We start from the raw sequence: 22,819 nt of genomic DNA on the forward strand, positions 1-22,819 counted from the left end.
GTCAAGAACTAGCCGTCTGGTCAACAGGCTTTTTCAAGCCCACACCAGACCCTTCGGGTTGGTGTGCGGTAGTTGACGGCCCGATGTCTAATCAACAGTGCTGCAATTCGCTCTCGCCCATAGGTGCAAAATTCCGGCTCATCCAGTTCAAAATTGCTTGATTTACTTGTTCCGGGCATTCATCCTGGGGACAGTGGCCCGCATTGTCTAATTCAACTAGCTCTAAATAATTGGGGTTGCATTCGACAAATTGGTGGGGTCGGGCGAACCGAGGGGGAATCATCCGGTCTTGTTTGCCCCAAATTAACAGCATCGGGATTCTTAAATTTCGCAGCACAGTCTTGACACTGGGGCCAAATTTTGAACTGCCTACAGCTTTAAATAAAGCGCAGAAGGCGCGGGCTGCTCCCCGATCGCCCGCAGGCCCTGCTAGAATTTCTACTAATTCGTCGGTGACAGCTTCGGGGTTGGAGTAGGCAAAGCCAACCCAGCGGCGGACAAAGGAAGGCTTGCGGGCAAAATAAAACAGAGGCCTGAGTACGATCGGAGAAACAAACAAACTTTCAACCGTTTCGATCGCCGGAAGCAGCCATCCGGGCACCGCCTCGGCTCGCACAGAGGGGTCTGGGAGGCCGATCATCACCGTGCCGGCCACCATGTCCGGGTGAGCAGCCGCGACGGCCAGACAAATGAGCGAGCCGATCGAGTTTCCTGCCAATATTACTGGCTCTCTGATAAAAGTTAGCCAAAAATCATAAACTTGATCGACCCACAAAGAGACAGAGTAGTCGATAGGAGCTTTTTGGGAAGCGCCAAACCCCAACAAATCCAAGGCGTAAACCGTTTGGTTTTCGGCGAGTTGGGCGAGATTTTGTCGCCAGTGACCGATCGAAGCTCCAAACCCGTGGAGTAAAATAATCGGCGTTCCCAATGCGTGCTGGGCCTTTGGTTCGGCCGCAGAATCTTGAGATTCGATCGCGCCTTGATTTCGTACCCTATCGGGCCGCAAATAAGTGTAGCGAGTTTGCCAGCCCCGCCACATCCAGTCTCGTTGAGTTCCCACCCGTTGGTGCCACAGCAGAGAATTTGTCAATTTTGCCTCAGATCGCAACATAAATTTACACTGGGTTATACCTATTCTACAAGGCAAATCAGGCGACTTGGGGGAGTTGTCCGACCGGGCGAGATGGGGTAAAAAAAGCCGTTGTACCTCATGCTTAACCTTTTACCCTGAATTTTTGACGGTTTTGTCATCGATCGGGCCTTCGGGCGGGCGATCGTGTGTGAAGTTAAAATAAAACTAGGCAGAAACTCAGCCAGACTGAGTAGAATAGCAAGTATTGTAAGAATTCATTTACGATCGTCCAAATATTCCCCAAAGCTTTAGCGGAGGGGACACAGGGCGCGGTAGTACGTCCGGTAAGGGTAACACCTTATAAAACAGTTCGATCGTCAATCGTGAAAAATTGACCGATCAAACCTGTAACTATCAAGAAGCTTCGCTATTAAACTACTGCTTGTAAAACCATTCATGCCTGTGATTGAAAGAAGACAAAATCGCAACCTACCCCAGATCAACGAAAATATTCGATACCCCAAAATCCGGGTAATCGATACTGACGGCGCGCAACTAGGCATATTGACGCCTGCAGAAGCGCTGCGCCTCGCAGAAGAAAAAGAACTCGATCTCGTACTTGTCAGCGACAAAGCTGACCCGCCCGTATGCCGGGTAATGGACTATGGGAAGTACAAATTCGAGCAGGAAAAGAAAGCGCGAGAAGCAAAGCGGAAGCAGCACACTGCCGATGTTAAAGAAGTGAAGATGCGCTACAAAATTGAAGAACACGACTACCAAGTGCGCCTCAAACTAGCAGACCGCTTTATCAAATCTGGGGACAAAGTAAAAGCCACGATCATGTTTAGAGGTCGGGAAATCCAACACAGCAACCTAGCAGAGGACTTGCTTAAGCGCATGGCCACAGATTTGCAGGAAATCGCAGAAGTGCAGCAAGCCCCCAAAAAAGAAGGACGCAGTATGATGATGCTGCTGTCGCCAAAGAAAGTATAAATAGATAGTCATTAGTGAGCAGTCATCAGTCATAAACTGGTGACTGATAGCTGATGACTTCGGAAGTTAGTCAGGAATAAGCTACCACACAGGGAAATCAACGCTGCATGGAAAATTTTCAAATCAGCGGTTCGGCGGGAGTAAGACAAGGAGTGCTACGATCGCTCAACCTGCGATCGGAAGAAGTAGAGCGAACCGTACTGATGTTCCTCGTCTACACTCTAACCTCCGTCGGGCTGATCTGGCTGGAACTCAGCACAGTAGGTCTTTTTCTAGATGAATTTGGTGCAGACAAAATGCCCTGGATTTACATAGCCAGCGCGTTTATCGGTTCTGGCTTGGGATTTGTCTACTCGTGGCTGCAAAAAATCCTGCCGCTGAGGCGCACCGTCGTAGTGGTTCTGGGTATGATGTCGGTACCGCTATTTTTGTTTCGATTCGGCATCGGCTACGAAAATATTAAGATAGCTGGCGTCAGCATCGCTTTTATTACTATTTTTTTGATGTGGCTGTGGGTAGAAGCTTGCTATGTCCTCAACGACCTCAATACTTCTATCACTTCCAACCAACTGTTTAATATTAGAGAAATCAAGCGCACCTATCCGCTAGTCAGTAGCGGCTATCTAGTAGCTGGAGTAGTCAGCGGATTTTCTCTGCCTGTTTTGCTGTACGTAGTCGGACTCAAAAACGTTACCCTCATATCGGGGTTGATGGTGGCCACAGGCTCGGTGTTGCTGTACTACCTCACGGAAAAATACAGCCAAGCATTCCCGGAAACGGCTCACTGGACGGATGACGATGAAGACGACGACCAAGAAGAATTTACCGCCCGCAAAGTTACAGGCCCGCTGCAAAAATACGCCGTACCTCTAGTCAGTTTCTTCATCCTCGCAGAAGTCGTCTACGTGCTGGTAGATTTCCAATTCTACAGCCAGTTAGAATACCAAAACCCGGGGGACGGAGCTAGCTGGATCGCTAGCTTCCTGGGCATTTATGAAGGGATACAAGGCCTGTTTCAAGTGGCGACTCAGTGGTTCGCTTCGAGCCGGTTGGTGGAAAGAATCGGTGTATTCGTGACGGCGATGATTTTGCCGGCGGGCATCGCGATACTGGGGGTGCTGACTATAGGAGCATCTCTGGGCCAGCTAGTATCTGTGTTTATCGGGCTGATATTGCTGAGATTTTTAGACGAACTGCTGCACTACACGCTGTTGGAAACCGTTAGCCCGGTTTTATTTCAACCGATTCCCGACAATATTCGATCGGGAATTCAAACTTTGGTCAACGGTGTGGGCGAACCTTTGTCCTGCGGAGCTACAGGAGTTGGCATCCTGATTATGCTGTGGGTGACAGGCAAGATACTCCCCCAGCAAGACGAAAATGTATTTCACGACCAGCAAAGCTTGATATTTATTGGCGCGATCGTCATATTGGCACTGTTGTGGGTGTTTGTCGTCTGGCTGATCCGCTCTCAATACGTGGGTTTGTTGGTCAAAAGTGCAGAGCGGGGGCGCTTGGGCGTCACAGACGTTGACCTCAAAGCTCTCAAGCGCGCAGTGGTGGAAACTCTACAAAAGCCGGGGGGCGAAGATGAAAAGCGCTCTTGCATAGAACTCCTGACGCAAATTGACCCCAAAAATGTCGGAGAAGTTCTGGCTCCCCTCCTAGATTCGCTGTCCCCTGGTTTGCAGCGCCAGAGCTTGGAAACGATGCTGCAACACCCGAACCCCGCCTATTTAGAATCTGTCCGCGCACTTTCGCAGCAATCCTTGCCGCCGGAGGTTCTGGCCTTGGCTTTGCGCTACATCTGGCTGACGGAAGCTGAACCGAATATTGAGAGCTTGCGGCCTTACTTGCAGCCGACGGTCGATCCGGTGGTGCGGGGTACGGCGGCTGCTTTAATTATGAGAAGGGGCGATCGCCTGCAAAAGGCAGAGGCTACTAATACGCTGCGGCAAATGCTGACGCACAAACAAGAGCGGGAACGTGTTATGGGGACGCGGGCTCTGGGAGAAGCTGATTATTTGCAAGGACTGCGGCTGCATATCCCCAATCTGTTGCAAGATGAATCTCTGCGAGTGCGCTGCGCTCTGTTAGACGTGATTTCGTCTACTCATTCGGAAGAATATTATCCTTCGCTGTTGCGCGGACTTGGTTACAAATCGACTAGGGAAGCGGCTTTGCAGGCTATAGTCAAACTTCACAACGATGCCATTCCTTTGCTCGTGTATTTGGCTGAGGATATCCACAAGTCGGATTTGGTCAGGTTGCAAGCTTGGACGGCTCTGGGTCAAATTGGGACAAATGAGGCGATCGACATTTTGGTGAGCAATTTGATGACCGCTTGGGGAACGACGAGGCGCAATATCCTCCGCATCCTGTTGAAAATGCCTTCGGAAGCGGGGATAGAAGGGGTTCTAGACCGCATCGGCCGTAGCGGCTTGGAAACTCTGATAGAACAGGAGTTAATGTTTATCGGTCAAATTTATGCAGGTCTGGTAGATTTGTCTGGGGTAACAAGCTACGGGAATTTCTCGGATCGGGAAGCCAACAGCACCGGGACACCTGGGAAGGATACGGCTCAATTGTTGCAGCGGGCTCTGGCGGGGTTGGAAGCTGATGCTAGGGAGCGGTGTTTTTTGCTGATGAAGTTTCTTTATCCGCTGGACACGGTACAAGCTGCTGCTTTCAACATCGCTTCCGGCCAACCTTCTTTGGTTGCTAGGGGATTGGAAATTCTCGATAATACTGTGGATATAGCTAGGAAGCGATCGCTGATCAATTTGTTAGACCAACACTCGGAAAGAGAAAAATTGAGCAACCTCTCGGAATTGATGGTTTACAAACCTCTAGCCCCTAGCGATCGTTTGCGCCGCTTGCTAGAATTGCGCCACTTCCTTTCGGATTGGGCCTTGGCGTGCTGCTTTCACTTGGCGAGGGAAGCGCGCTGGAGTCTTACGGCTCAACAAACTCTTGTCTGTCTGCAGCACCCGACGGGTTTTGTCCGCGAAGCAGTGTTAGCCTATTTGAAAATAGCCTCGCCGCGGGCTTTGGTCGAATTGTTGCCCAGGCTGCAAAATGACCCCGATAATTTGGTATCCGCTCAAGTTGAAGAGATGATGGCAGAGTTGGGTGCTGGGGGAAAAAGGTAACATTAGTCAGTTGTCAGTTGGCAGTTGTTATTGTCAGTCAACAGTTAACCGTTAACCGTCAACCGTTTTTATTCTCCTTTTCCTTCCCCTTTCTAAGTTTAAATTAATCACTGCATCTCATTATGTTAACCAGCGTCGAACGCCTATTGTTTGTGAGGGAGGTTCCGATTTTTAAGGAACTGCGGGATGATTTTCTCGTGCGTCTAGCATCGGTAATGGATGAACTTTCGTTTCCTTCCAAGCACAGGATTTTTACGGAAGGACAAGAAGGGCGGTCTCTCTATATTTTGGTATCGGGAACGGTGCGCGTGCATATAGGCGATCGGGATTTGGCACAGTTGAAAGCGGGGGCTTGTTTCGGGGAAATGTCGCTGTTTGATGCGGAACCTCGATCGGCTTCTATTTCTACTCTCGAACAATCCGAGTGTTTGATGCTGACTCAAATGCAGCTATACGATGCGATTGATGAAACGCCGGGAATTGCGGTGAATATTATTCGCTTGCTGTCGCGCCGGATTCGGGAGTTGAATCAAAAGTTGAATGCTAAAGAAGCCCTGATGCCTCCTACAGAGACTGTGAGAGTTCCTGAAATGCGATAAAATTGGGGAATTGAGAATTGTGTTTTTAGTCGATCGGTAATTCTGCACAATTTATCTTCTTTGACATACTCCCCGGCTTAAAAGCGCGGGGATTCTTAACACTTCATTGACCGATACTACCGAAGTAGTTTTACGAGCGTCTCCATGTTCATTTAGAGTCGTGGCAATGCCCTATCCCGACTTTATTTATATTTTTGGCGGCGTTCTCATCTCGGTCTTGGTTAGTACCGCAATTGAGGCAGAGTATAGAACGCACAGAGAGGTCTATTTTCCCCCACTTAAACCCGCAATCTGAGCAAACTTGGCTGGTAGGTTCCCAGCGACTAATTACTTTGAACTCTCTGCCATACTTCCCACATTTTCCCTCGCACAAAGCCCTAAACTCACCCCAACCTTGCTGACTAATTGCCTTTGATAGCTTCCTATTTTTTACCATTCCTGCTACATTCAAATCTTCTAAAATGACAAGTTGATTATCCTTAGCCAAGTTAGTTGATAGTTTGTGCAAAAAATCTTTTCTAGTGTCAGCAATTCGGTTGTGCAGTCTAGCTATTTGCAGTCTGGTTTTATTCCGCCGTTTAGAGTCGAGTTTTTGACGGGAAAGTTTACGCTGTAATCTGCGAATTTTGCGATCTAACACTTTGTAATCAGGGCTTACAGCTTTAGTCCCGTCACTCATTACAGCGAAGGTTTTAATGCCCAAATCAATGCCGACGCTGTGGTTCTTAGCTTCGACTTTTTCGGGATAATCCTCTACTACAAAGCTGATGAAATACCGCTCTGCACAATCCTTGATTATAGTTAAAGAGCTTGGATGGTCTGGCAATTCCCTAGACCAAATCAGCTTAACTCTGCCAATTTTTGCAAGGCAAACATAATTATCCCTCAACGAAAAGCCGTTTTTGGTTAGTTTTGCGGATTGGCTGTTTGTCTTTTTTTTGAACTTTGGATAGCCTATTTTTTTGCCTTGACGTTTTCCTTTACAAAAATCAAAAAAATTCTTAAAAGCTGTTTCCAAATCAGAGACAGATTGTTGCAGGCAAATCGCCGACACTTCTCCCAACCATGCTCTCTCCTCAGTCTTTTTTGCCTGAGTTATTACCATTTTTTGCAGGTCTGCACAGCTAGGTTTTATGGCAGATTTTTGGCAAATTCTTAGGGCATCATTCCAGACTACTCTAGTACAACCAAACAATTTAGCTAAGCTAATTTTTTGTTCCGTACTAGGATAAAATCTGTATTGATACCGCGCTTTCATGCCTCTCTCTTCTGTGTTATTCTTATTATACTATACCACAACATCTGAGAAAATTAGGACAATTTAGAAATTAGAAATTAAAACCGTCCTATAAGGACGGGGCTTTAAACCCCGTTCTTTGGTAAAGTGCCAATAGCGCACAATTTTTATGGCTAGTGTCCGCTATTGGCACCTTATACGATACTTACAAAAAAATGTAACTGTAGACAACCCCCAAACCCGAATATTCATCAGTCATAGCCAATCTAAAATCTAAAATCTAAGATATAAAATCTAAAATCTAAAATCTAAAATCTAAAATCGCATGACTATCGCCAATAAGGCCGGCCCTTCCAGAAAACTCCTACCGTAACTCCGATTAGTGCAGTTTCCGATAAACTTGCTAATAAAGGAGGTATAGGTAGGAATGACTTTAACACCAAACCCAAGAGCAGGCAGAAAACTAAAACCCACAAACTAATTCGGTTGAGCAAAAATTGTTGTTGCCAATACTCTAAAAAGTACACTGCTAAAGCTCCCATTCCCACTGCTGCGGCAAAAGGTATCAATATGCCGAGGGAGGAACCGTAGAGAAGCGTCACCCCGTTGCGGATTGGCCGCGATTGCGTGAAACCCCAGGCTAAAAATAGCTCCAGTCCAATCACGATTGAGTTGACGAGGGCGGAAATTTGCAGCATTTCTCGCCAAGGTAAAAGTTTTAAGCGCCGCAGAAAATTGTTCACGATCGGCAGATTAGGTAGGTTGCTTTGATTTTATAACAGTTTTGCCCAGGCGATCGACCTTTGATGACAATTTGTAAAGTAAAATAAAGATATAGAGCAGTCTCTTGACAAATTCACCCAGAGTACCTGCCTATTAGTTGTGGCAACCGTGAAAGGAAAAAAGTTATGGTGGAGAACACTGTCGATTGTGCTGTAGCTTGCGTCAATGGCTGCGTTCTGGGCGACAAGTGCCCGAAGCGGGAATACGCAGAAGCAACGTCCAACTTTATTGAAAATACTTCTCTGGATAAAATGCTAGAAATAGCAGAGGAAGCCCTGAGAAGGAAACGGATGGAGCCCCCCAAATGGGTAATTCCTGATTTTCCCGAATAGAATTAGCCTCCCCATTAAAAAGCGATCGCCCTTGTCAAACGGGCGATCGCTTTTTGTATTCCCAATGAAATAGCCGATCCGAATCAATATATTTCCTGGGATAGAAGCTAAAAACTGAAATAGCAATTAAAATACTACCTAGCTATAGCCAATGGCGATTAATAAAAACAATTAAGTTAAAGCCAAATTCGGACATTTTACATTTAATTGAGTTCAAAAACAAACAGGAGCAAGTATCGTGGCACAGCAAAAGAAAAGCAACCCAAAAACAACAACACAACGCGATAATTTGGGCGAATTGCCTCAAGAAATTACCGAATCTTACGGTACCGGCGTCATCGATCGACCGGGATTGAGCCAAGACGACATAACAACCCTGCAGGACAGCAGTTCGGAATACTCTTCCACTTCCCAAATCGGCGGCGAGGATGGCAATCCGGCTGCGGAACAAGAAAGTGCCACGGGCGAGCAATCTGTGGGCGGAACCGCGCCTACTCCAGACCTGGATGTGGTTGACGAACTCGGAGCCGCTGCGGGCCTAGAGATGGCCGATGGCGCTATTTTGCACACAACAGATATGCTTGAACGTCGAGATGAAAGTCGGTGGGAATTAGACCCGAGTTCTGCGGAAGATTATCAGGAACGACCGGATTTCTAGGTCTATTTGGTACAAAAAAATAGGTAATATAATAGGAGCGGGTTCACCAGTATCCATACTTCATATCCGAAGTATTTGTAAATCCGCCCCTCATCACTTTTGCTCTCGCAACACGTATCCCACTCCCCGAACAGTATGCAGCAGGCGTTTTGAGTTAGTTGCTTCTAACTTAATCCGTAACGCCCTAATATACACTTCAATAATGTTTGACTCGCCCATAAAATCGTAACCCCAAACTTTTTCTAAAATCCGATCGCGGGTAATGACTTGACGGGAATTTTGCAGCATAAATTCTAATAAATCAAACTCTTTGGCAGTCAGTTCAATTAGTTGACTTCCTCGATAAACTTCACGGGTTAAACCGTTCAAAATTAGGTCTTCAAATTGTAAGCGATCGGGGTCATTTGCTTGAGTTCGGCGCAGACGTGCTTTGACTCTCGCGAGGAGTTCTTCCATACTGAAAGGCTTAGTAACATAATCATCGGCTCCAGCATTTAATCCCGTCACGCGATCGGGTACTTCATCTTTTGCTGTTAACATAATTATTGGTACTTGAACACCAGTCGATCGCAACCTTAAACAGATATCTAATCCAGAGATGCCGGGAAGCATCCAATCTAAAATTAATAAATCCGGTTGAGCATCGCGAGCGATCGTTAATCCATCCAATCCATTGGGGGCGACAGTGACGTGATATCCTTCAAGACTAAGTTCAGATTCGATGAACTTTGCCAGTTTAGGGTCATCTTCAACAAGGAGAATGCGATCGCTCATAGCTGCGGATTCCAGACAGGTAAGGTGATAGTAAAAATACTACCTTCTCCCGGTTTAGATCGGAGCGTAATACGTCCTTCCATGCCTTCGACGAGGCTTTTGGCGATCGCCAATCCCAGCCCCGTACCGTCTCTAGAGCGCGTCATTGACTCATCCACCCGGTAAAACCGCTCAAAAATCCGGTTTTGATGGGGGAGAGAAATACCAATTCCGCGATCGGCCACATGAATCATCACCTGCTGTTCCCTCTTTTCTAATACTAACTCAACTGGTTGTTCGGGAGCAGAATACTTGATGGCATTATCGACTAAGTTAATTAATACTTGTTGTAAACGATCCTGATCCGCACAGGCTACAACATCCTCATCAGTTGACACGAAAATAATTTTTCGATTGCTAACTTTTTGACTCATCTGGGCCACCTCAGCCACCAGAGTATTCAATATCACCGGATTCAAACGAAAGTGCAAGTTGCCGCTATCAGCCCGTGCCAAATCGAGCAAATCTTCTAACATCCGAATCGTGCGTTCAGTTTCCCCAACGGCTGTTTCCAGTGCTTGTTGCTGATAGTCACTCAAGTTAGTGCTGCGCCGCAGCAAACTTTGCAAATAACCAACTACAACCGTCAGAGGAGTGCGTAATTCGTGGGAAACATTACCGACAAATTGGCGTTGCTGCTCCCAGGAACCAGATAAGCGAAACAACATCTCATTAAAGGTTTGCGCTAGTCCTAAAATCTCATCAGGAGCCTGATGCAGTTGGAGTTTTGCCGCCTGCAAATTATCAGCAGACAAAGTGCTAGCTACCTGACTCATATGTTCCAAAGGATGGAGAGCGTGACGAATGCGACTGGCGATCGCCAACATTAACACTAAGATTACCACAATACTGACAACAATTAGACTGCGAATCCCATCATTTAATTGACGCTGCTCATCAGTGATATCTTGAGAGAAATATACCGTACCCAGTAACTCATTTTTAATCCTCAGAGTTCGGCTGCATATCACTAAGTAGCGATCGCCTACCTGAACAAAAGTCGGCTCAGCAGGTACTTCCGTCAACGAGATCATCTTTGTAATCTTAGAAGATTGCAGATCCATATCAGGTGAATTCACCAAAAGCATCCCATCATTTCGCTTCACCCACACCATGATTCCTCCTGTGGAAGCTTTATGCACGCTTCGAGTTAAGCCAATTTCTAGTGAACCCATTTCACTATAAAGCTCAACCTGTTCGGGAAAGCGTATTCCAATATATTCCAGGGTTTTTTTGTGGGCACCGACTAGATTTTGCGACCTTTGCCAGCCGGCCCAAAATGCCACACTGCTCAGTGCTAAAATCGAGAGCACCAGCAATTCCAGCGTCAGGCGAAACTGAAGCGAAGAGGTGGAAATTCGCTTGCCCGTGAGATGGTTGATAGCGGCTCTAACTTGGCGAATTAGCTTCATTATGTCGTCAGGTAGTGAGGAAAGTCAAGCATTAAAATTAGTCTATTTTTAACTAAATAAAATTCTTATTGCCTCGAATAAAAGAAAGTTAGTGCGGCCGCGATTATCGCCCGCTATATTTGAGATTTGTGGATATTTTTTTCATCAGGCTGCTATCTTAAAAGTTTTTGGCAGTGCCTTGAATCTGGTTAAACTCAAATCGCCGATCGTAATCTGTTACACCATAAAGATTAAAACTAATGGTTGGTTTATCTCCCAGCGCTTCCACATGATGAATCGCATCTGGCATTAAGCACAAAACGTCACCAGGAGCAAGCAAAATATCGCCCACTGTTGTGATTTTATCGGGAAACTTGCGAGTTGGCGATCGCTGCCAAAAAGTATTTTTCTCCTCTCCATCAAGTAGGGCCACCAATCCCCAACTGGCATGATTGTGAATCGGAGAAACTGCACCCGGAGCCCAAGCGACCAACTGCACCGTCAGAGGAAAAAATGGTTCATCATAAAGTGTTTGTACTGCCCAGCCTGTCTCAGAGTCAGGCTCAAGGAGAGCAATTTGAAACCAGGAAGAACTATCTAACAACCTGCGGACAAGCGGACAAATTGCCTGGAGTCGTAAATAATCATCACTAATTTGCTCTAATACATCTTCCAAGTCAGTTAAAAAGCGGTAAAGCCGGTAGGGATGGGTCAAATCTTCAATTTGACTTGTAGCCTCAAAAATATTGCACTGTCCATCATCAGTCACTAACCAGTCTTTTCCTGTCATAATTTCTCAACTCGCGGTTAAATTACTGCACTACTAAAAGATAGTCAGGGTTAATCTTCACTCTATAAGACATTCGGGGTAACTAGATGATGCGTTCCTAATTTCCAGATGAATTTTTGCTGAAGAAAGTGGTGTATAAAGTATTCAGAGTTTTATCTCCCATCCATCTCTTCCTCATCTAGCACTCATTTTCTTGAGTGTTAATGTAAACAACCTCAAGTCTTGAGGACAAAAAAGCCAGAATAATTGCCAGAGAGCAAGAAGCCTCAAGCAAATATCTGGCATGGAATTATTAACAATTTATCTGGGAATCAGACACATGAAAGTAAAATACATTACCACGATCGCCATTGCCACCATTCTAGGTTTGGTAACAACTAATGTTAGCTACGGCAACTTCAAATCTTCAACAAACTCAAACTCTACAACCATTTCATACAAGGTTGCAGAATCCAATCCTTGTGCTGGTAAAGCCAATCCTTGTGCTGGTAAAGCCAATCCTTGTGCTGGTAAAGCCAATCCTTGCGCGGGTAAAGAAAATCCTTGTGCTGGTAAAGCCAATCCTTGTGCGGGTAAAGAAAATCCTTGTGCTGGTAAAGCCAATCCTTGTGCGGGTAAAGAAAATCCTTGTGCTGGTAAAGCCAATCCTTGTGCGGGTAAAGCCAATCCTTGTGCGGGTAAAGCCAATCCTTGTGCGGGTAAAGCCAATCCTTGTGCGGGTAAAAGCAGCAGAGCAACCCTTCATCCTCAATTCTACACGGAAAAAGGTGTTGCTCTTGATGGTCAGGATGTCGTAGCCTATTTCACCCAAAGCAAATTAGTTATGGGAGTTAGCCAATTTAAACATAATTGGGGTGGAACAACTTGGATGTTTGCTAGTGCAGCCAACCGTGATATGTTTGCTAAAAATCCTGAAAAGTATGCTCCTCAATACGGTGGATATTGCGCCCAAGGAACCAGTGAAGGGCATCTTGTTGTCACCCAGCCTGACGCCTGGAAAATCGTTAATGGGAAGCTTTATCTCAACTACGATAAAACAGTACAAGCACAGTGGATGGGCGATATTCCCGGTCACATTGCTTCAGGAAACAAAAATTGGCCGGCTATTCTGAATAACAAAGAACTGTTCCGCTAAGCTCAAATAGAACTTAGGGCGGGCGGGACGCCCAACCCCTACTCCCCACAAGAAAATGTCTGGTGGCACAGGCCGGACAGCCTGTGGCTGCTGAGGGCGGGCGGGACGCCCAACCCACAAGAAAATGTCTGGTGGCACAGGCCGGACAGCCTGTGGCTGCTGAGGGCGGGCGGGACGCCCAACCCCTACTCCGCACAACCAATTTGATGTCTGGTGGCACAGGCCGGACAGCCTGTGGCTGCTGAGGGCGGGCGGGACACCCCACAACCAATTTGATGTGTGGTGGCACAGGCCGGACAGCCTGTGGCGCCAATTCATAGAATTTGCTGAAACAAAATTATGACTTCATGGCTGAATTATTTGGGCTTTCATCGTCGAGATAGTATCCCCAGAAACCGGATACCGATCGCCACCATCGTCATGTTAGGTTCGGTTATGTTAGCGGGTGGACTCGTCGCTGCTTGGTTTTCCGGTAACGGCACTCTCTATCGTCTATTTGCCCAACTGCAAGCAATGCAAAATCATCCTCCCATGTGGTTGCAAGTGCCGATGGTAATGGGGGAGTATTTGCTAACACCTACGGTCGCTCTGCTGGCGATTTCTTGGGTGATTATGCGGGTTTCGCCCGTACCCCGAACCTGGTCGCGGGTTGTAGTTGTGGGAATTTTGTTGATGTTGGTGATGCGTTATCTGCTGTGGCGATCGCTCACAACCTTAAATGTATCCGATCCATTAGATGGAGTCTTTAGCATTGGGTTGTTTCTTCTAGAAATTTTCCTCTTGCTTACCAATATCCTTCAGTTATTTTTGATGTTGTGGGTAAAGGATCGCCGTCCAGAAGCCAATCGGTTAGCGATCGATGTAGTTGAGGGTCGATTCACGCCATCGGTTGACATTTTGATTCCCACTTATAATGAGCCTGCCTATATTCTCAAACGCACGGTAATTGGTTGTCAAGCCCTCGAATATGCCAATAAAAAAATATATCTGCTTGATGACACCAGGCGTGAAGAAATCCGGCAACTTGCAGAGGAATTAGGGTGTGAATACATCACTCGACCTAATAATTTCCATGCGAAAGCAGGAAATTTGAATCATGCCTTAGCTTATACTCAAGGAGAATTAATAGTTGTATTTGATGCCGACTTTATCCCTACCAAAAACTTTCTGATTCGCACCGTTGGTTTCTGCCAAGATCCCACAGTGGCCCTGGTTCAAACGCCTCAAAGTTATTACAATGCTGACCCGATCGCCCGTAACTTAGGCTTAGATAACGTTATCACCCCGGAAGAAGAGGTTTTTTATCGCCAAATTGAACCGCTCAAAGATGGTGCCGGCAGTGTAGTTTGTTCTGGAACCTCCTTTATTGTGAGACGCAGCGCCTTAGAACACGCCGGAGGATTTGTTACCGAATCGCTCAGTGAAGACTATTTCACAGGCATTAAACTCTCTGCTAAAGGCTATCGGTTAGTGTATCTCAACGAAAAACTCAGCGCTGGTTTGGCAGCAGAAAATATTTCTGCTTACGCCACTCAACGCTTGCGCTGGGCCCGGGGAACTTTACAAGCTTTTTTTATTGATTCCAATCCCCTGACTATCCCCGGACTAAACCCCCTTCAGCGACTCGCCCACTTAGAAGGACTCCTGAATTGGTTTAGCAGCATTCCGCGCATCGGCTTTCTATTGATGCCCTTAGCTTATTCCTTCTTGGGCGTGATTCCGATCCGAGCCAGTGTTCCAGAAATGTTGTACTTTTTTATGCCCTATTATTTAGTGCAGTTAGCGGTTTTCTCCTGGTTGAATCACCGATCGCGATCGGCATTACTGTCTGATATTTACTCGCTGGTACTAGCGTTCCCGCTGGTTCTGACCATCATTCAGGTGATGCTGTCTCCCTTCTCCAAAGGATTTAACGTCACAGCCAAAGGCACTGTGAGCGATCGCTTTTCCTTCAACTGGAAATTAGCGCTACCTTTGCTGCTATTATTTATTCCAAATGCGATCAGCCTCTGGCACGTTTTGGGAACCTGTTTGATTCAAGTTCAGATGGACGCATCAGAGCCTGAAATCATCCAGCATTTCAAAGGATTGGGGATTGGTTGGATTTGGAGCGCCTACAACCTTTTAATTATGAGCATTACGCTGTTAATATTGTTAGACGCTCCTAAATCAGATCGGTATGAATGGTTCGATTTGCGTCGATTGGTACGGCTGGCAGTTGATGGAAAAGTTATGTGGGGCGTTACTACTTTCATTTCTGAAGTGGGGATTCATGTAGAGATGACTCAAGCCGGATTCCCTTCACTTACTTCAGGAGAAACGGTTCCAGTGACGCTCAAAATTATGGAAGATAATTTGAGGCTACAAGGACAGATAACTAGCGTTGATTTTAGTAATGAATTTCCCTCAGTACACATCCGTTTTGACAAATTGGCTCTGCCCCAACATCGATGTCTCGTGGAGATGTTGTTTTGTCGTCCGGGTCAATGGAAACGTCCTTGCGCTCCTGGCGAGTTAAAGTCTCTATTCCTGCTATTTGGGATTTTATTGAAGCCTCGGGTTTTGTTTGACCGCGATCGGGCGATCGATTTCCTAAAAATCTCGAAAGTTTAGTTTTATCAACTTTAAAAACGAAAAGGTGCTGTATGGAATTTAAAGATTTTATGGCTTTGCTGCATCCTGTTTTAGCTGTAGCGATTGTTTTTCCTATGCTTGGTGTTGTTCTCAATATGGCGTGGCAAACTATGCAGCGTCGGAAGCAAATTGCGATCGACACCAAGAGCAAAATTCCACCTGTAGTCGGTCAAGAACACGTCAAAGCAGGTCGAATTCTGTCAGGTTCTGTGGTAGGAGTGACGTTGTTGGGTCTAGCCTACCCGATTTTTGAGCATATTTTGAGCAAGGATGTTTGGAGCAAAAACTCGTTTCAGGTCATTTTCATTGTGCTGATGTTTGTTGCAACTATCGCATCTTTGGTCATGCTATATCGAGCTACACCCGCTTTATGGCGCGGCATATTTGCGACGCTAACAGGTACTGGTTTGGTGATTCTTGGCACTCAAGATGGCGTTTATCGGCGAACCAATGAATGGTATTGGTCTCACTACTACATTGGCATCACCGCTGCGTTACTTATGGTTTTTTCCCTTGCCATCATTCAAGACATTTACAAAGACCGCTCAAATCGCTGGCGCACTATCCACGTGATCTTGAACTCGATCGCTGTCCTGCTCTTTCTGGGACAGGGAATGACCGGAACCAGGGATTTATTAGAAATTCCTCTGAACTGGCAGAAACCTTATATTTATAGCTGTGATTTCACTAATAAGACCTGCCCCAAACCGTGAGCGATCGCATTACTTTGATATTCAATTCTAAAATTAGTAGAAATTAGAAGGGCGTCCCGCCAACCCCACAAGCAATTTGATGTATTGTGGAACAGGCATCTTGCCTGTTCTTGAGAAGTGATGTATTGTGGAACAGGCATCTTGCCTGTTCTTAAGAAGTGATGTATTGTGGAACAGGCATCTTGCCTGTTCTTGAGAAGTGATGTATTGTGGAACAGGCATCTTGCCTGTTCTTAAGATGAGAATGGTGCAATATCTCAGTCACTACTAATCAGTAATACATCTTAATCATTGCGAGTCAAACCCTGAAGGCTAACTTGCAAAATCGACAAACCCAAAATTAGCAAAAACAAAACCAGCCCGATCGTACAAGCGTAGCCAATTTCCAAATCCTTAAAAGCCCGTTCGTAAAGATAATAAACAACTGTCTTAGAACTATTGCGAGGCCCGCCCTGAGTCATAATATAAACTTCTTCAAAAACCTTAGTAGCAGAAATCGCCGAAATTACCGCTACCAAAACTAGATAAGGCTTCATCAGCGGCACAGTAATATCCCAGTGCTTTCCCAAACCATCAGAACCATCAATAGCAGCCGCCTCGTAAAGTTCTGCCGGAATAGCTTGCAGCCCGGCCAAATAAATCACCATGTAATAACCCAATCCTTTCCAGATAGTAACTGCCATCACGCTAAAGATTGCTAACTTCGGATTAGCCAGCCAAGAAACAGGAGGTAAACCCAACAATTCCCCCAACTGATTCAGCAGTCCAGTCTCAGCAAACAGCCACTTCCAAGCAATCCCGGCGACAACCATTGAAATCACCGCCGGCGTGTAGTATGCGGCTCGAAACCAGTTCATCCCCTTAAGTTTTTGGTTGCACAAAATCGCCATTCCCAACGGTAGAACAACCAATACAGGCACAACGCAGGTGAGATACAGCAGCGTATTCGTTAAAGTTTGCCAGAATGTGCGATCGCCCCACAACCTGTAAAAATTCTTCAACCCCACCCACTGCGGCATTTGAGTTAAATCATATTCGTAGTTGGTAAAACTCAAATAAAAAGCTTGCACCGCCGGCCACAAAACAGTCAAACTCAAAATAAATAAAGCCGGAAGTAAAAACAAATAAGGCGTCAAATAGCGTCGGGAAAAAGTAACAGACATAGTAAGTAATTGGTAATTGGTAATTTTACTCGTTAACCGGCTCTGCCTGGTAACGCATATGCGGAGGCTCTGCCTCCAATTTTCCTACTAACAAGCGAGGCAGAGCCTCTGGACATTGATTCCCAGGCTCAGCCTGGAAGTTATAAAACTCGCATTTGTAGGGTACTATTCGGCGCACCAGCGCTGAGTCCTTGAAACGATTTCTTGTCCCCCCCTTACTAAGGGGGGTTAGGGGGGATCTAGACTTCGACTCTACAAATAATAATTATTTAACTCCTGAAAACAAAGCCTGCCAGTCTCCGGGAGAACTGGCATTTTCCCCCTCTTTCACCTCAAAAGTAACGTTGCAAGCTTGAGGTTGTTCCAAAGCCTCCACGCACAATTCTGCAATATCTTCCCGACTGACTTTGCCCCTAATATTGTCTCCTTGCTCAAATATTAAAGCTTTGCCTCCCGGTTCTTCAGTCAAAGCGCAAGGTCTGACAACAGTATAAGGTATGCCGCTCGATCGCACGCAATCTTCCCCTTTCAACTTCCAAGTCAAAATTCCCCCCAACATATCATTCATCCTGACAGCAGGCGGTTCTTCTTCCAAGTTAATGCCGGGGCGGCCAGGGCGGGTAACTCCTGCCGAACTCACCATCACAAATCGCGGCAAAGTCTGTCCCCCATCAGCTTTAATAGATTCTAACTCCAGTTGAAAAATACCAGGTGTAAATTTCGGGTTGAGCGCGCCGTCATATTCAAACTTGCTCAACATTAACTGAAAAGAAAAAATACTGCTGGCATCAAATTTAGAGCCATCTTTGACAGTTTTGGCGCGGAATACTGGAATCAACTCATCAAAGGGAACGGTGACAGTAATCCAGATATTGTAAACAGTATCAAACGAATAGCAATAGCCAATTCCATCCCATTTAGCTTCGCTGCGAACAATCAATTTGTAGCGCTTGCCGTCGCCCTTAACGCGCAGTTGGAGGCCGCTAAATCCTGCGAGATTGAGCGGAGGATCGAAGTTGCGGGTACGCACCGAAGCAAAGCCGCCAGAGTTGGCAGTAGAAACATTGCCTGTGAATATAGCTGTATTGTCTGTAAGTACGATCGAACTTTCGCTGGTGCCGCCCATCACGATGTCGTCGAGGGCACCCCAAGTTTCTTTTAAATCTTGGCTGGGTTTTGTGAAGTCAAAAATTGTTTTTTCGCCTGCTTGAATGAGCTGGCGGCGAACAGCTTGCACCAAATTATTGAGGCCTTTGTATTCGACTATTTCGGGAACATCCACAACTTCCGGCATATAAAATTTGATGCCTTGATAGTATTTCTCCCGCGTTGGAGTGTCTCCTTCTACTGGTTGAACTTTGGTGCCGGTGCAGCAGATAACTGCTTCTATGCCCTCGGTTACTAGCGGTGTTAGGGTTTCTGGGAGAGTGATATCTCCTTCGACTAATTCGACATTTTTGCCGAGAATTTCTGTTGCTCTTTTAGCATCTCTGACGAGGGCTCGCACTCTATATCCCCGCTGTTGCAGCCGCTTGACAACCCGCTTCCCGACGCCGCCGGTGGCACCGGCTACGAGTATCAGTTTGGGTTGGTCTTGTTTAGTTTTGCTGCTGCTTCCAAAGAGTTGTTGCAGCCAGCTAATGCTGCCAATGAAGGGAATGACGCCGAAATAAGCCAAGGTTTTGAGAAACCGGCCGGCATCCCATTGGGCGGTTTTTTTTTCAGTCATACTAGCTTCCTCTGAATTGGCTCAAATCTACTTAGCTGCTTTTGTATTTTAATCTAATTTTCGATTTTTGAATTTGGTCGATTTCCTAGCCTTTGGGATAGCTTCGCTAGGGCGAATTTTTTTTCACTTGACAATGGGTGTGGGGTGAGTTTGGCTCAAGGGAATCTCAATAATCAACTCGGTACCCTCTCCGGGGGCAGAAATGCAAGTCAATTTACCACCGTGTTGTTCTAGCACAATTTCGTGGCTAATCGCCAAACCTATCCCCGCACCTTTGCCCACCTGTTTTGTGGTAAAAAACGGCTCAAAAATTTTCTGGCGCACTTTTTCTTCCATGCCCCAACCGTTGTCCTCGATCCGAACTGCTACGGCTTTTTTTCCCGGACAAAGTTCAGTCACTATCCGAATTTGTCCGTACTTAACTGGATCTTCTTTGTCCCCGCCGTGCGACGATAAGTTATTGTTGACAAAGGCATCTTCGAGAGCATCAATGGCATTTGCCAGTACATTCATAAATACTTGGTTGATTTGAACTGGGTAACACTCAACCAAAGGCAGAGAACCATATTCTTTGAGGAGATGAATTGCGGGGCGATCGGGCTTCGGTTTTAGTCGGTTGCTCAAAATCAACAAAGCGCTGTCCAATCCGTCGTGAATGTCAACTGGTTTAATCTCTGCTTCGTCAATTCTAGAGAAGTTTCGCAGCGACTGAACTATCTCGCGGATGCGGTTAGCTCCTACTTTCATTGAACCCAGCAATTTCGGTAAGTCTTCAACTATGAACTCTAATTCTACTGCTTCTATTTGTGCTTCAATTTCTGGCGAAGGCGACGGATAGTGCTGGTTGTAAAGCTGCAATAAATTGATCATTTTTTGACTGTATTCATTAGCATAGCTAAGATTGCCGTAGATGAAGTTAATCGGGTTAGTGACTTCATAAGCTACTGCCGCCACCAACTGTCCCAAACTTGACATTCTTTCGCTTTGCACCAATTGAGTCTGCGCCCGCTTCAGCTCGGACATCGCTGTTTTTAAATTAGCAGTTTTTTCCCGTTCTCTGGCGACTGATGCTTCTAGTGCTGTATTTAATTTTTCGAGTTTATCGACTTGACACAGCACTATATTAATCATTGCTTTTTTCAGTTCCAATGCAGCTTCTATTTCGCATTGTTTCCAAGGCAACGATTTGTACCTCACATTTTCTTTCCACAGCTCGAAGGATTTCCGAGGAGACAGTCGAGGGTTGCCATCTTCATCGGTTTCCACTGGTTTGTTGGGGTTGCCCGCCCAATTTACGGTCTTAATTACTTCCGGGCGAAACCACAAAACGTATATTTTCTGATTCGGCGATATTGCTATAGCCAAACACCCGCTGGCTGTGTCTTTAAATTCCTCAGCTTCTGGATAGCATTTGGTGAGCGAGTCTGTATAAAAAATTTCTTTATTTAAATGCTCTTGCACCCAATTAGTTAAGTATTTGAGCGCTTCTCCTTGAGGTGTTTGTCCTACTTGATAGCAATTGTCTCCAAATACTATTGCGGCTCCTTGGGCGTTGACTGCTTCTAGCAAATTATGCTGACATTTAACTAACACTTCTGACAGGTTTTCGGACGTGGATATGTCTTCAAAAATCTTGGTTTGAATGGATTTTAAGTGTAGTTTGTAGTCGTAATCTTCGTTTCCTTCTTTTGATTGCAATTCTAAGGACATTACTTGCCCGATAAATTCGCAGGCGGCGCGCAATTCATAGTTGAGGTATTTTGGTGTATAGTTGTGGCAAGCAATCAATCCCCACAGTTTTTTGTCTTTGATTAACGAAATTGACATCGAAGCTGCAACCCCCATATTTTGCAGGTATTCTATGTGAATGGGAGAAACGCTTCTCAATACGCTGAAACTGAGGTCGGTGGGCTGGGTCGTGACAGCATTATTTCTTGAAACAAGGGGGACTGGTTGATAATTAATATCTGGGATTAACCTCAGCCAATTTAACGAATACAGTTGTCTGGCTTGTTTGGGAATATCTGAACTCGGGTAGTTTAATCCTAAGAAAGGACTAAGATTTTCTGCTTTGTCTTCAGCGATTACAGCGCCGTTGCCTTCGTGGTCAAATTGATAGACCATAACTCTATCAAAACCAGATATTTTTCTTACTTCGTCTACAGTTATTTGAGATAATTCCTTGAGATTTTTGGCGCTTTGAATTTTGCTGATAGTAGCTCTTACTGAATGATAAAAACTAAAAACAGAAAGATTTTCTGGGCTGGTAGCCAATTCCAACTCGACCATCAATACTTCTTCTACTCGGTGGAGGATGCAGTCAAATTCTAAATATTTACCTTTGTTTATGACAGAGAGTTTAATGGGATTAACGGTTTTTAAGTTTTCATTACACAAACAAAGCTTGAGTTTTTTTAGTTGAACTCGATTGAAGAATAAGCTCAAATTTCGACCGATCGCACTTTCCGGCTCTACTCCTAACAAATCTTGCGTATTTTCGCTGACTTGCAGTATTTCTAGTTCAGGTTCTCGTACAACAAGTAGCACTCCGTGTGGCTGAATGAACCCCGATATGTGAATCGGTTCTCTGTCGCAGTTTGTCAAGTCAACTTCTGCGAGTGGGGGAATTGTGATTTGTAGATCCATTTTCTTTGTCTTCCGCTGTAAAATGTTGAGAGGGTTCTAATGATTTGAGATTTGAGAGCAAAGTGGCTTTTCTATAAAAATCTCATATTGTTCGATCGCATAACGGATCGATTCCTGGACGGACACTGACAATCAATCATCCGAGAATCAGCGCATCAAAAAAGATTTAGTCGAAAATCAGCCTGCCGTATGTATTGCTGTTTTAACAGCCTCAGCCTTCTAGAAATTTTACCGACTTTGCTCTTCTATACTATCGCTTCCCGATGTTAATTATCATAGCAATTGTTGCCATTCTTCAAATATATTTAATAATTTTCCCAAAAGTTTAATATTTGTGGTAAAATTTTGCCTGCTGGAAAAGGGGGGGAGAAATGCGTCTCCAGAGCGGCCTACTTACTCAAATATTAAGTTAAGGTAAGGGTGACAATATCTGAAACTCAAGTCACGCTAAGCTCTTTAAGTATACCCAACAGGCCCGACAATTAGACTGATGCTCGACTTCAATACAGTTACTGAATTTTCTCATACCTACTGCATAGCTATCTGCGCCTTTTTAGTTCCGGCAAACTTGCTGACTACTTTGCAGACAGCGATTTTGACAGGACTAAACCGACCTCGAATGCAAATTTGGGCGTCTGTGGTGGTAGCCAGCCTTTGGGCTACAGCAATGATATTTCACGTTTTTACCTGGTTCGCGATCGGGGTAGTAATGCCTCCGACATACATCTTGCTAGTTATGGCAATCACTTGTCTGACAATCAATGTCTGGGCGATCGCTCATCCTGCAAGCATGATGCAATTAATTCGAGTTGCGGTATCAGTTGTTAGGGGATATTTCCGAAGGAAGAAGGATGTAGTTGTCTAAGAGAGACAGATATAGTTATCTAGCAACTCAAAAAAAAATGGCAGGGGTAATGTGAAAAAAATTAGGGAAAATATGGGTTTCAGAATAGTTTTTCTAGAGGCAAATCGTGCT

Annotated in this window: 20 protein-coding genes; 10 read left to right on the forward strand and 10 right to left on the reverse strand. The window is 45.4% G+C overall.

The features are described from left to right. Window positions 1-91: 91 nt before the first annotated feature. The gene (locus tag QUA50_RS14880; protein ID WP_333264900.1) at window positions 92-1,114 is read right to left on the reverse strand and encodes an alpha/beta fold hydrolase; all 1,023 of its coding nucleotides are present in this window, start codon (window positions 1,112-1,114) and stop codon (window positions 92-94) included. A gap of 417 nt (window positions 1,115-1,531) precedes the next feature. On the opposite strand from QUA50_RS14880, the gene infC reads away from it, so the two are divergent. The 3 genes from infC to QUA50_RS14895 all read left to right on the forward strand — a co-directional run bounded on the left by infC (window position 1,532) and on the right by QUA50_RS14895 (window position 5,819). Next, entirely contained in the window at window positions 1,532-2,068 is a 537-nt protein-coding gene (gene infC, locus QUA50_RS14885; protein WP_006635262.1) for a translation initiation factor IF-3, read from the forward strand. A gap of 107 nt (window positions 2,069-2,175) precedes the next feature. Further along, window positions 2,176-5,220, forward strand: a complete 3,045-nt coding sequence (locus QUA50_RS14890) for a HEAT repeat domain-containing protein (RefSeq protein WP_333264899.1) — start codon at window positions 2,176-2,178, stop codon at window positions 5,218-5,220. Between the two features lie 122 nt (window positions 5,221-5,342). Further along, window positions 5,343-5,819, forward strand: coding sequence for a Crp/Fnr family transcriptional regulator (locus QUA50_RS14895; protein WP_333264898.1), 477 nt, complete (start codon window positions 5,343-5,345; stop codon window positions 5,817-5,819). Window positions 5,820-5,967: 148 nt separating this feature from the next. Here QUA50_RS14895 and QUA50_RS14900 read toward each other — a convergent pair whose 3' ends face one another. Together QUA50_RS14900 and QUA50_RS14905 are read right to left on the reverse strand one after the other, a co-directional pair. After that, on the reverse strand, window positions 5,968-7,077 hold the full coding sequence (locus QUA50_RS14900) for a transposase (protein ID WP_333264897.1): 1,110 nt from the start codon (window positions 7,075-7,077) through the stop codon (window positions 5,968-5,970). A gap of 308 nt (window positions 7,078-7,385) precedes the next feature. Next, window positions 7,386-7,799, reverse strand: a complete 414-nt coding sequence (locus QUA50_RS14905) for a peptide chain release factor 1 (protein ID WP_333264896.1) — start codon at window positions 7,797-7,799, stop codon at window positions 7,386-7,388. 165 nt (window positions 7,800-7,964) lie between these two features. On the opposite strand from QUA50_RS14905, the gene QUA50_RS14910 reads away from it, so the two are divergent. Next, window positions 7,965-8,171: a hypothetical protein gene (locus QUA50_RS14910; RefSeq protein ID WP_333264895.1), complete on the forward strand. Its 207-nt coding sequence runs from the start codon at window positions 7,965-7,967 to the stop codon at window positions 8,169-8,171. 238 nt (window positions 8,172-8,409) lie between these two features. After that, a complete protein-coding gene (locus QUA50_RS14915) occupies window positions 8,410-8,829 on the forward strand; it encodes a DUF6335 family protein (RefSeq protein ID WP_333264894.1) in 420 nt (139 codons plus the stop codon). A gap of 93 nt (window positions 8,830-8,922) precedes the next feature. Here QUA50_RS14915 and QUA50_RS14920 read toward each other — a convergent pair whose 3' ends face one another. The 3 genes from QUA50_RS14920 to QUA50_RS14930 all read right to left on the reverse strand — a co-directional run bounded on the left by QUA50_RS14920 (window position 8,923) and on the right by QUA50_RS14930 (window position 11,823). After that, a complete protein-coding gene (locus QUA50_RS14920; RefSeq protein WP_333264893.1) occupies window positions 8,923-9,603 on the reverse strand; it encodes a response regulator transcription factor in 681 nt (226 codons plus the stop codon). Beyond that, window positions 9,600-11,054, reverse strand: coding sequence for a HAMP domain-containing sensor histidine kinase (locus QUA50_RS14925; protein WP_333264892.1), 1,455 nt, complete (start codon window positions 11,052-11,054; stop codon window positions 9,600-9,602). Before QUA50_RS14925 ends, QUA50_RS14920 begins: the two co-directional genes overlap by 4 nt. A gap of 157 nt (window positions 11,055-11,211) precedes the next feature. After that, on the reverse strand, window positions 11,212-11,823 hold the full coding sequence (locus QUA50_RS14930; protein WP_333264891.1) for a cupin: 612 nt from the start codon (window positions 11,821-11,823) through the stop codon (window positions 11,212-11,214). A gap of 283 nt (window positions 11,824-12,106) precedes the next feature. On the opposite strand from QUA50_RS14930, the gene QUA50_RS14935 reads away from it, so the two are divergent. From QUA50_RS14935 to QUA50_RS14950, 4 genes are all read left to right on the forward strand, one after another. After that, entirely contained in the window at window positions 12,107-12,958 is an 852-nt protein-coding gene (locus QUA50_RS14935) for a YHS domain-containing (seleno)protein (protein WP_333264890.1), read from the forward strand. 62 nt (window positions 12,959-13,020) lie between these two features. Beyond that, the gene (locus QUA50_RS14940; RefSeq protein ID WP_333264889.1) at window positions 13,021-13,203 is read left to right on the forward strand and encodes a hypothetical protein; all 183 of its coding nucleotides are present in this window, start codon (window positions 13,021-13,023) and stop codon (window positions 13,201-13,203) included. A 94-nt stretch (window positions 13,204-13,297) separates the two neighbouring features. Then, window positions 13,298-15,571, forward strand: coding sequence for a glycosyltransferase (locus tag QUA50_RS14945; RefSeq protein WP_333264888.1), 2,274 nt, complete (start codon window positions 13,298-13,300; stop codon window positions 15,569-15,571). Between the two features lie 32 nt (window positions 15,572-15,603). Further along, entirely contained in the window at window positions 15,604-16,305 is a 702-nt protein-coding gene (locus QUA50_RS14950; protein WP_333264887.1) for a DUF4079 domain-containing protein, read from the forward strand. Between the two features lie 33 nt (window positions 16,306-16,338). Here QUA50_RS14950 and QUA50_RS14955 read toward each other — a convergent pair whose 3' ends face one another. The 4 genes from QUA50_RS14955 to QUA50_RS14970 all read right to left on the reverse strand — a co-directional run bounded on the left by QUA50_RS14955 (window position 16,339) and on the right by QUA50_RS14970 (window position 21,843). Beyond that, complete coding sequence (locus QUA50_RS14955; RefSeq protein ID WP_333380157.1) at window positions 16,339-16,527, reverse strand: hypothetical protein; 189 nt, start codon at window positions 16,525-16,527, stop codon at window positions 16,339-16,341. Window positions 16,528-16,589: 62 nt separating this feature from the next. Then, window positions 16,590-17,468, reverse strand: a complete 879-nt coding sequence (locus QUA50_RS14960) for a sugar ABC transporter permease (RefSeq protein ID WP_333264886.1) — start codon at window positions 17,466-17,468, stop codon at window positions 16,590-16,592. 265 nt (window positions 17,469-17,733) lie between these two features. Further along, window positions 17,734-19,197, reverse strand: coding sequence for a CIA30 family protein (locus QUA50_RS14965; protein WP_333264885.1), 1,464 nt, complete (start codon window positions 19,195-19,197; stop codon window positions 17,734-17,736). A gap of 123 nt (window positions 19,198-19,320) precedes the next feature. Next, window positions 19,321-21,843: an ATP-binding protein gene (locus tag QUA50_RS14970; RefSeq protein ID WP_333264884.1), complete on the reverse strand. Its 2,523-nt coding sequence runs from the start codon at window positions 21,841-21,843 to the stop codon at window positions 19,321-19,323. A gap of 490 nt (window positions 21,844-22,333) precedes the next feature. On the opposite strand from QUA50_RS14970, the gene QUA50_RS14975 reads away from it, so the two are divergent. After that, complete coding sequence (locus tag QUA50_RS14975) at window positions 22,334-22,708, forward strand: hypothetical protein (protein WP_333057411.1); 375 nt, start codon at window positions 22,334-22,336, stop codon at window positions 22,706-22,708. Window positions 22,709-22,819: the final 111 nt, after the last annotated feature.

This window comes from Microcoleus sp. M2_D5, assembly GCF_036701935.1.
In the GTDB taxonomy this organism is placed as follows: Bacteria; Cyanobacteriota; Cyanobacteriia; order Cyanobacteriales; family Microcoleaceae; genus Microcoleus.